Raw genomic sequence first — 9,644 nt, forward strand, 5'->3', positions numbered from 1 at the left:
CGCGGCCCCCGGAACACCTGTGGTCGGACGCGAGGAGGCGCAGGAGAGGAGGCAGGAGGCCGGGACGGCTCCTGGGGCGGAGGGCGGCGTCGAAGGAGATGCGGCGGCGGTGGCTCGGGGCGCGATCACAGAACGTATGCAACCTACTGGGGGTGCGTGCGTCAAGTGACACCGGAACGCGGCGAGGGGCGGTGGCAGGAGTGCCACCGCCCCTCGCGGGATGTCTGCCGACGAGCCGTCAGGTGGAAGCCGAGTCCATGACGAGCACCGGCTCACCGACCGTCGTCGGTGCGCCCTTCTTGCCGTCGCTCTTCTTCCGTTGCCGCAACCGTCGCTCCAGCCAGCTCGCGAACGAGGTCAGGGAGAAGTTCACGGCGATGTAGATCAGTGCGATGACGGTGAAGCACGCAATGGTGTTCGCCCCGTAGTTTGCCGACATCGGCCGGACCGACGCCAGCAGTTCGGGGAACGTCATCATCGCGCCACCCAGGGCGGTGTCCTTCACGATCACCACGAGCTGACTGACGATCGCGGGCAGCATGGCGGTCACCGCCTGCGGGAGCAGAACGAAGACCATGGTCTGGCCCTTGCGCATCCCGATCGCCTTTGCGGCATCCGTCTGCCCCGACGGGAGGGTCAGAATGCCCGCCCGTACGATCTCGGCGAGTACCGACGCGTTGTAGAGCACCAGGCCGGTGATTACCGCGTACAGCGGACGGGTGTCGGTGGAGATGTTTGTGTACTCGGAGTACACGGCATTCGCGATGATCATCAGGATCAGCACGGGAATGGCCCGGAAGAACTCCACCACCACACCGGACGGCACCCGCATCCACCGGTGGTCCGACAGCCGGCCGATACCGAACAGGGCGCCCAGCGGCAGCGCGATGATCAGCGCGAAGAACGCCGCCTTGAGGGTGTTCCAGAGCCCGGGCCAGATGTAGGTCTCCCAGGGCTGGGAACTGGTGAAGAAGGGCTTCCACTTGATCCAGTCAAGCTGGTGCTTGGAGGCGAGGCCGTCGTACACCCACCACACCACGACCGCGGCGACGAGGACGAACAGGACCGTGTAGAGGATGTTGCGCCGTTTGGCGCGCGGTCCCTGGGCGTCATAGAGAACGGAGCTCATCGCTTCACCGCCACCTTCTTGCTCACCCAGCCGAGAAGGAGGCCGGTGGGGAGGGTCAGAACGATGAATCCGAGTGCGAAGATGGCCGCAATCAGAAGCAGTTGGGCTTCCGCCTCGATCATGCCCTTCATCAGGTAGGAGGCCTCCGCCACACCGATCGCGGAAGCGACCGTGGTGTTCTTCGTCAGCGCGATCAGCACGTTGGAGAGCGGATTGACGACCGAGCGAAAGGCCTGCGGGAGGATAATCAGCCGCAGTACCTGAGCGAAGGTGAGGCCGAGGGCGCGCGCCGCTTCGGCCTGGCCGACCGGCACCGTGTTGATCCCGGATCGCAGTGCTTCACAGACGAAGGCTGCGGTGTACGCGCTCAGAGCGAGCACCGCGAGCCGGAAGTTGATATCGGTGAAGTCACTGGCACCGAGCTTGACGCTCAGCGTCTGGAACAGGCCCAGCGACGCGAAGATAATGATCACCGTCAGCGGAATGTTCCGGACCACGTTCACGTAGGCCGTGGCGAAGCCGCGCATTAGGGGGACCGGGCTGACCTTCATGCCGGCCAGCAGCGTTCCCCATATGAGGGAGCCGAGGGCGGAGTACACGGTGAGCTGCACCGTTACCCAGAACGCCCCAAGCAGGTCGTAACCATCAAGAAAGTCGAACACGATCTCCCGCGCTTCCGCGTGTAGGAGGGCATGGCGCGCCGCCCTCAGTGGCGGCGCGCCCGGTCAGCCCTGCTTCACTTGACGACGTTGCCGATCTTCGGGGCGGGCTCGTTCTTGTAGCCCGCCGGACCGAAGTTGGCCTCCACGGCCTTGTCCCACGAACCGTCCGAGACCATCTTGGTCAGCGCGTCGTTGATCTTCTTCTTGAGGTCGGCGTCGCCCTTCTTCAGGCCGATGCCGTAGTTCTCGTTGGTCATCTTGAAGCCGGCCAGCTTGAACTTGCCCTTGTTGGCGTCCTGCGAGGCATACCCGGCCAGGATGCTGTCGTCGGTGGTCAGCGCGTCGACGACCTTGTTCTCCAGGCCGGTCAGGCACTCCGAGTAGCCGCCGAACTCCTGGAGCTGGGCCTTCGGGGCCAGCTTGTCCTTGACGTTCTTCGCCGAGGTCGAGCCGGTGACCGAGCAGAGCTTCTTGTTGTTCAGATCCTCGGGCGACTTGATCGAGGTGTCATCCGCGCGGACCAGGATGTCCTGGTGGGCAAGGAGGTACGGACCCGCGAAGTCGACCTTCTGCAGACGCTCGTCGTTGATCGAGTAGGACGCGGCGATGAACTTCACGTCACCGCGCTCGATCGACGTCTCGCGGTCGGCGCTCTTGGTCTCCTTGAACGTGATGTCCGCGGCGTCGTAGCCCAGTTCCTTGGCGACGTACGTGGCGACATCGACGTCGAAGCCGGTGTACTTGCCGTCCGGGGTCTTCAGACCGATACCAGGCTGGTCGATCTTGATGCCGATGGTGATCTTCTTGCCGCCGCCCGAACCGGACGCGTCGTCCTTGTCGTTGGAACCACAGGCGGTGGCGGTCAGGGCGAGGGCGAGCACGGCGGCCGAGGCGGCGGTGACCTTACGAAGCTGCATGGTGATATTCCCTAGAGTTGACGCGATGTGAGTGATCGGCCGGTCCGGAGACCGGCGCCGAAGGCTCCATCAGTGGTGAAGGATCTTCGACAGGAAGTCCTTGGCCCGGTCACTGCGCGGGTTGCTGAAGAACTGGTCGGGCGTGGCCTCTTCGACGATCTTTCCGTCCGCCATGAAGACGACCCGGTTCGCCGCGGAGCGGGCGAAGCCCATCTCGTGGGTGACGACGACCATGGTCATGCCGTCGCGGGCGAGCTGCTGCATGACCTCCAGCACCTCGTTGATCATCTCCGGGTCGAGCGCGGAGGTCGGCTCGTCGAAGAGCATGACCTTCGGGTCCATCGCCAACGCCCGAGCGATCGCCACACGTTGCTGCTGGCCACCGGAGAGCTGGGAGGGGTACTTGTCGGCCTGGGTTCCGACGCCCACCCGGTCGAGCAGTGAACGTGCCTTGTCCTCGGCAGCCTTCTTGTCCGTCTTGCGGACCTTGAGCTGGCCGAGCGTCACGTTCTCGAGCACCGTCTTGTGCGCGAAGAGGTTGAACGACTGGAAGACCATGCCGACATCGGCACGCAGCCTCGCCAGCTCCTTGCCCTCCGCGGGCAACGGCTTTCCGTCGATCGAGATCGCGCCCGAGTCGATCGTCTCCAAGCGGTTGATCGTGCGGCACAGCGTGGACTTCCCGGACCCGGAGGGCCCGATGACGACCACGACCTCGCCACGGGCGATCGTCAGGTCGATGTCCTGGAGCACATGCAGCGCGCCGAAGTGCTTGTTGACGTTGCTCAGCACGACCAGGTCGCCGCCGGGCGCGGGTGCAGCGTCCTCGGCGCCCTTGGTCACTGAAACTCCGCTCATCGGCTTCTTGCTCCGTCCTCCTCGGTTGGGAAGGACCTTAGTGACGCAGTGCGACCAGCGTCATTACATCTGAGCGGAAATTGAGCATAACGATCCGGCTGCAACCGGACACTCCGTGTGAACGGGGCGCCTTTCCGGGCCCCGGGGCGTACCGGGTGCATAACGGAAACCTGGATGCAACAGGCGGGCACTTGACTGGCCCCCCGTCATCGGAGTGGATGCTCTGGTACACCCTGACGTGAAACGCCCCGGTACGGGGAAGTAACCGGGGGTGTACGCGACCGTACGGATACCGCGCAGGGAGAGAGGGGGGCCATGAGACTGCTGCTCGTCGAGGACGACAACCACGTTGCCGCCGCCCTGTCCGCGATCCTCGCCCGGCACGGCTTCCAGGTCGTCCACGCCCGCAGCGGCGAGGAGGCGCTCCAGGCGCTGCTGCCCACCGAGACCGAACCCGTCGGTGTCGTGCTCCTCGACCTCGGCCTGCCCGACCAGGACGGCTACGAGGTGTGCGGGAAGATCCGCAAGCGCAGCTCCGTACCCGTGATCATGGTGACCGCGCGGGCCGACGTCCGCTCACGGATCCACGGGCTCAACCTCGGCGCCGACGACTACGTGACCAAGCCGTACGACACCGGTGAGCTCCTCGCCCGTATCCACGCCGTCAGCCGGCGCAAGACGGGTCCCGAGGACACCGCGCCCATGCCCGTCGCCGCGCTGCGCCTGGGGCATGTGCACATCGAGCTGCCCACCCGCCGGGTCAGCGTCGACGGCAGCGAAGTGCAGCTCACCCGCAAGGAGTTCGACCTGCTCGCGCTGCTCGCCCAGCGGCCCGGCGTGGTGTTCCGCCGGGAACAGATCATCAGCGAGGTGTGGCGTACGAGCTGGGAGGGGACGGGCCGCACCCTGGAGGTGCATGTCGCCTCGCTGCGCTCCAAGCTGCGGCTGCCCGCCCTGATCGAGACCGTGCGCGGGGTCGGCTACCGCCTCGTCGCGCCGGCCGCGTAGAGGGCGCTCGTTCCCGTTGCGTACCCGGCTGCTTCCGCTGCTCATCGTCCTCATGGCGGGCGTCCTGCTCGCCCTCGGCTTCCCGCTGGCCGTCAGCGTGGCGGCGGCCCGGCAACAGGGCGTCGTGATCGACCGCATCGACGACACGGCACGCTTCGCCGCGCTCGCCCAGTTCATCACCGAACGCACCAGCGGCTACGACGAACGGCGCCGCACGCTCCGGGGCGAGCTGGAGACGTACGACTCCGTGTACGGCATCAGGGCCGGTGTCTTCTACCGCGACGACACCGCCATGGCCAAGGCGCCGGCGTCCTGGCAACTGCCCGACGAGGGCGAGGGCCGTGAGGCGTTCAAGGAGGCGCTGCTCGGCCGTCGCAGCCACGACCCGCCCCAGGTCTGGCCCTGGCAGGACGGCCGGGTCGTCGTCGCCTCGCCCGTCGTGCGGGACGGCGATGTGATCGCCGTCGTCGTCATCGACTCGCCCACCGACCAGATGCGCGCCGCCACGCTCCGCGGCTGGCTGGTGATCGCCGCGGGCGAGGTCATCGCGATGCTGGTGGCCGTCGGCGCCGCGAACCGGCTCACCGGCTGGGTGCTGCTCCCCGTGCGGACTCTGGACGCCGCCGCCCACGACATCGCCATCGGGCGCATGCGGTCCCGGGTGGCGGCCTCCGGCGGGCCCCCGGAACTCAGGCGCCTGGCCCGTTCGTTCAACGAGATGGCCGACAACGTCGAGGACGTGCTGGAGCAGCAGCGCGCCTTCGTGGCCGACGCCTCCCACCAGTTGCGCAATCCCCTGGCCGCCCTGCTGCTGCGGATCGAGCTGCTCGCTCTCGAACTTCCCGAGGGCAACGAGGAGATCGCCTCGGTGCGTACGGAGGGCAAGCGGCTCGGCCAGGTTCTCGACGACCTCCTCGACCTGGCGCTGGCCGAGCACGCCGACGCCGATCTGCAGCTCACGGACATCGGCGGCCTCAGCGCCGAGCGGGTCGCCTCCTGGCGGCCGGTGGCCGAGGAGAGGGGCGTGAGGCTGCGGGCGGACGGCATGGCGGCCGTCACCGCCTGGGCGGACCCCATCGCCCTGTCCAGCGCACTCGACGCGATCATCGACAACGCCCTCAAGTTCACCCCGCGGGACGAGGAGGTCCGGGTCACGGTCGCCTCCGACGGCGCGTGTGTCACCGTCGTCGTCGCGGACGGCGGACCGGGTCTCACCGATCAGGAGTTGGAGCGCGTGGGCGACCGGTTCTGGCGCAGTTCCCAGCATCAGAACGTACGGGGATCGGGGCTCGGCCTCTCCATCTCCAAGGCGCTCCTCGCCGCGAGCGACGGCTCGCTGTCCTGCGCGCGGAACGAACCGCACGGGCTGCGGGTGACGGTCTCGGTCCCGCGCAACGACCCGCGGGGCTGAGGGAGCACCCGCCCCTCAGGGTTTGACCGAGCGGTAGTAGCGCTTGGCCCCTTCGTGCAGCGGCAGCGGATCCGTGTAGATCGCCGTTCGCAGGTCCACCAGCTGTGCGGCATGCACCTCGCGGCCGATCCGGTCCCTGCTGTCGATCACGGTGCGCGTGAACGCCTCGGTCATCGCGGCGCTGGTGCGGTCCGTGGTCACCAGCACATTGGCGACCGCCACCGTGGGAACGGCCTGTCCCTGCTGGGCGTCGAGGTAGGCGTCGGCCGGCATCACGGCCGAGCGGTAGAAGCGGGTGGACCCGCCGGCCGCCTGGAGCTGCCTGATGAGCGCGTCCTCCAGCGGAACCAGCCGGATCGAGAACCGGGCGGAGAGGTCCGCGACCGCGGTGGTCGGCAGTCCGCCGGACCAGAAGAACGCGTCCAGCTGCCCGTCCTCCAGCAGCTTCGGCATCGTGTCGATTCCCGCGGGCACGGCCGTCACGTCGGCGACGGGATCCAGGCCCGCAGCCGTCATCAGCCGGTCGGCGACCAGCCGCACCCCCGAGCCCGGCTGGCCGACCGCGACCGTCTTGCCCCGCAGATCCGCCACCTTGCGGATGTCCGAGCCCCGCTCCACGACCAGCTGTATGTAGTCGTCGTACAGGCGGACACAGCCGCGCAGCCGGTCGGCGCCCGGCTTGCGGTCCCGGAGGTACGTGGCGACGGCGTCCGTGGTCGCGATGGTGAAGTCGGCCTTGCCCGTCGCCACCCGGGCGATGTTCTGCTGCGAGCCCTCGCTGGTCTGGAGCTTTATCGACACTTCGGGAAGGTCCTTGGCGAGCGCTCCCTCGAGCCGTTCACCGTAGCGCTGGTAGACGCCGCTGCGTACTCCGGTGCTGAAGGTCAGCGTCCCGGTCGGCGCCGGATTCCCGAGGGGGAGCAGCCACCAGAGCAGCAGTCCGAGCACGACGACGGCGGCGGCGCCCACCCGCAGCGAGCGACGCCGGCCGATTCGGGACAGAGCCGGGAGCATGGCGGCGATCCTGCCAGGTGGTTCCCGGCCCTGGCCAGGGGTGCCGTCGGATCTCACAGCCCGCTGCGGCGGCCGATCGGCGGCCCGCAGGCCGCCCGCGGCGGGAGGTGTCCGTGCAGCGCCTACCCTTGTCGCATGAGCAGCGGCAACCGGAGCGAAGCAGTGGACGTCAGAAAAAGCTACGAGGTGCGCACCTACGGGTGCCAGATGAACGTCCACGACTCCGAGCGGCTGTCGGGACTCCTGGAGGACGCCGGCTACGTACGGGCGCCCGAAGGGTCCGACGGTGACGCCGACGTCGTCGTCTTCAACACCTGCGCGGTGCGGGAGAACGCCGACAACAAGCTGTACGGCAACCTCGGCCGGCTCGCCCCGATGAAGACGAAGCGCCCCGGGATGCAGATCGCGGTCGGCGGCTGCCTCGCGCAGAAGGACCGCGACACCATCGTCCAGCGGGCGCCCTGGGTCGACGTCGTCTTCGGTACGCACAACATCGGCAAGCTGCCCGTCCTGCTGGAGCGCGCCCGGATCCAGGAGGAGGCGCAGATCGAGATCGCCGAGTCACTGGAGGCGTTCCCCTCGACGCTCCCCACCCGCCGCGAGTCCGCGTACGCGGCGTGGGTCTCGATCTCCGTCGGCTGCAACAACACCTGCACCTTCTGCATCGTCCCGGCACTGCGCGGCAAGGAGAAGGACCGCCGGACCGGCGACATCCTCGCCGAGATCGAGGCCCTCGTCGCCGAGGGCGTCTCCGAGATCACCCTGCTCGGCCAGAACGTGAACGCGTACGGCTCCGACATCGGCGACCGCGAGGCATTCTCCAAGCTGCTGCGCGCCTGCGGGCGGATCGAAGGACTGGAGCGCGTTCGCTTCACCTCGCCGCACCCGCGCGACTTCACGGACGACGTGATCGCGGCCATGGCCGAGACACCGAACGTGATGCCGCAGCTCCACATGCCGATGCAGTCCGGGTCGGACAAGGTCCTGAAGGCCATGCGGCGCTCGTACCGGCAGGAACGCTTCCTCGGCATCATCGAGAAGGTGCGGGCCGCGATGCCGGACGCCGCGATCTCCACCGACATCATCGTCGGCTTCCCCGGGGAGACCGAGGAGGACTTCGAGCAGACCATGCACGCGGTCCGCGAGGCGCGCTTCGCCAACGCCTTCACCTTCCAGTACTCCAAGCGCCCCGGAACCCCCGCCGCCGACATGGACGGGCAGATCCCCAAGGAGGTCGTCCAGGAGCGCTACATGCGCCTGTCCGCCCTTCAGGAGCAGATCTCCTGGGACGAGAACAAGAAGCAGGTCGGCCGCACCCTGGACGTCATGGTCGCGGAGGGCGAGGGCCGCAAGGACGGCGCGACCCACCGCCTGTCCGGCCGCGCCCCCGACAACCGCCTGGTGCACTTCACCAAGCCGGACGAGGAAGTCCGGCCTGGCGACGTGGTGACTGTCGAGATCAGTTACGCCGCCCCGCACCACCTGCTGGCCGAGGGCGCTCCGCTCGGGGTGCGGCGGACCCGCTCGGGGGACGCCTGGGAGAAGCGCACCGCCGCCGCGGCCGCCAAGCCCGCCGGCGTCATGCTGGGCCTGCCCGGGATCGGCGCCCCGGCGCCGCTGCCCGCCGCCTCGGCACCGGGCTGCGGCTGCGACTGACGGCGGGGTCCGGTACGGACCCGGCGGCGCTGCGGCTGGGGCTGCCGCCTCGGCGCGGTCCCCGCGCGGCAGGCCCGCGGCGGGCCAGTACGCTGCCCCTCATGCTTGTCGCCGCCGCAGTCTGCCCCTGCCCGCCGCTGCTGGTCCCCGAGGTCGCCGCCGGTGCCGCGCCCGAGCTCGACGGAGCGAGGACCGCGTGCACCGACGCCCTGGGGGTCCTCGCGGCCTCCCGGCCCGATCTGCTGATCGTGATCGGTCCGGCGGACCTCGCGGGCCGCGGTACGCATCCCGAAGGCGCCACGGGCGGCTTCCAGGAGTTCGGGGTGGACCTCGACGTACGGCTGGGGCAGGCCGGCGGCACGGCCGCGGTCGCCGAGCGCCCGCTCGCGCCGTCGCTCGCGGTCGGCGCGTGGCTGCTGTCCCGCACGGGATGGGCGGGCACCCCGGTCGAGGCGCTCGGTGTCGGGGAGCCGCTGGAGACCGCCCGCTGCACGGAGACGGGGCGCGCCCTGGCCGCTCGGGCGGAGCGGGTCGCGCTGCTGGTGATGGGCGACGGAAGCGCCTGCCGCACCGTGAAGTCGCCCGGCTACCTGGACGAGCGCGCCGCCGGGTTCGACGCGGAGGCCGCGCGGGCGCTGGGGGCGGCGGACACGGGCGCGCTGATCGCGCTGGACGAGGCGCTGGCGTACGAACTCAAGGCCGCGGGCCGCGCGCCCTGGCAGGTGCTCGCGGGGGCGGCCGAGGGAGCCGGGCTGGACGGGCGGCTGCTCTACGACGACGCGCCGTACGGCGTGGGGTACATGGTCGCGGCCTGGGCCTGACGTTCTCTCAGGACAGCACGACGGCCGTGGAGCGACATCGCTCCACGGCCGTCGTGCTGTCGTGGCTGCCCGGTGTCAGGAAGCCGGCGGCGGCGGCGACAAGCATGAGGGGCAGCGTACTGGCCCGCCGCGGGCCTGCCGCGCGGGGACCGCGCCGAGGCGGCAGCC

9 protein-coding genes are annotated in these 9,644 nt (G+C 69.3%); 4 read left to right on the plus strand and 5 right to left on the minus strand.

Annotated features, from left to right (window positions below; all coding sequences use genetic code 11):
• Positions 1-238: 238 nt before the first annotated feature.
• The 4 genes from EAO72_RS36530 to EAO72_RS36545 all read right to left on the minus strand — a co-directional run bounded on the left by EAO72_RS36530 (position 239) and on the right by EAO72_RS36545 (position 3,566).
• Positions 239-1,129 (minus strand): amino acid ABC transporter permease, encoded by an 891-nt coding sequence (locus tag EAO72_RS36530; protein WP_148021302.1) that lies wholly within the window; start codon positions 1,127-1,129, stop codon positions 239-241.
• The gene (locus EAO72_RS36535) at positions 1,126-1,791 is read right to left on the minus strand and encodes an amino acid ABC transporter permease (RefSeq protein WP_148021303.1); all 666 of its coding nucleotides are present in this window, start codon (positions 1,789-1,791) and stop codon (positions 1,126-1,128) included. Before EAO72_RS36535 ends, EAO72_RS36530 begins: the two co-directional genes overlap by 4 nt.
• Before the next feature lie 74 nt (positions 1,792-1,865).
• Complete coding sequence (locus EAO72_RS36540; RefSeq protein ID WP_148021304.1) at positions 1,866-2,708, minus strand: glutamate ABC transporter substrate-binding protein; 843 nt, start codon at positions 2,706-2,708, stop codon at positions 1,866-1,868.
• A 69-nt stretch (positions 2,709-2,777) separates the two neighbouring features.
• Positions 2,778-3,566 carry an amino acid ABC transporter ATP-binding protein gene (locus EAO72_RS36545; RefSeq protein WP_148021305.1) on the minus strand — a complete coding sequence of 263 codons (789 nt, stop codon included), beginning with the start codon at positions 3,564-3,566 and terminating at the stop codon, positions 2,778-2,780.
• Between the two features lie 315 nt (positions 3,567-3,881).
• On the opposite strand from EAO72_RS36545, the gene EAO72_RS36550 reads away from it, so the two are divergent.
• Both EAO72_RS36550 and EAO72_RS36555 read left to right on the plus strand, forming a co-directional pair.
• Positions 3,882-4,574, plus strand: coding sequence for a response regulator transcription factor (locus EAO72_RS36550; protein WP_148021306.1), 693 nt, complete (start codon positions 3,882-3,884; stop codon positions 4,572-4,574).
• Between the two features lie 16 nt (positions 4,575-4,590).
• A complete protein-coding gene (locus EAO72_RS36555; RefSeq protein ID WP_148021307.1) occupies positions 4,591-5,985 on the plus strand; it encodes a sensor histidine kinase in 1,395 nt (464 codons plus the stop codon).
• 15 nt (positions 5,986-6,000) lie between these two features.
• Here EAO72_RS36555 and EAO72_RS36560 read toward each other — a convergent pair whose 3' ends face one another.
• A complete protein-coding gene (locus EAO72_RS36560; RefSeq protein WP_148021308.1) occupies positions 6,001-6,999 on the minus strand; it encodes a TAXI family TRAP transporter solute-binding subunit in 999 nt (332 codons plus the stop codon).
• A gap of 135 nt (positions 7,000-7,134) precedes the next feature.
• On the opposite strand from EAO72_RS36560, the gene miaB reads away from it, so the two are divergent.
• Both miaB and EAO72_RS36570 read left to right on the plus strand, forming a co-directional pair.
• On the plus strand, positions 7,135-8,655 hold the full coding sequence (gene miaB / locus EAO72_RS36565) for a tRNA (N6-isopentenyl adenosine(37)-C2)-methylthiotransferase MiaB (RefSeq protein ID WP_187285330.1): 1,521 nt from the start codon (positions 7,135-7,137) through the stop codon (positions 8,653-8,655).
• 101 nt (positions 8,656-8,756) lie between these two features.
• The gene (locus EAO72_RS36570; RefSeq protein WP_148021309.1) at positions 8,757-9,476 is read left to right on the plus strand and encodes a class III extradiol dioxygenase subunit B-like domain-containing protein; all 720 of its coding nucleotides are present in this window, start codon (positions 8,757-8,759) and stop codon (positions 9,474-9,476) included.
• Positions 9,477-9,644: the final 168 nt, after the last annotated feature.

Source organism: Streptomyces sp. OR43, from assembly GCF_008042275.1.
GTDB lineage: Bacteria > Actinomycetota > Actinomycetes > Streptomycetales > Streptomycetaceae > Streptomyces.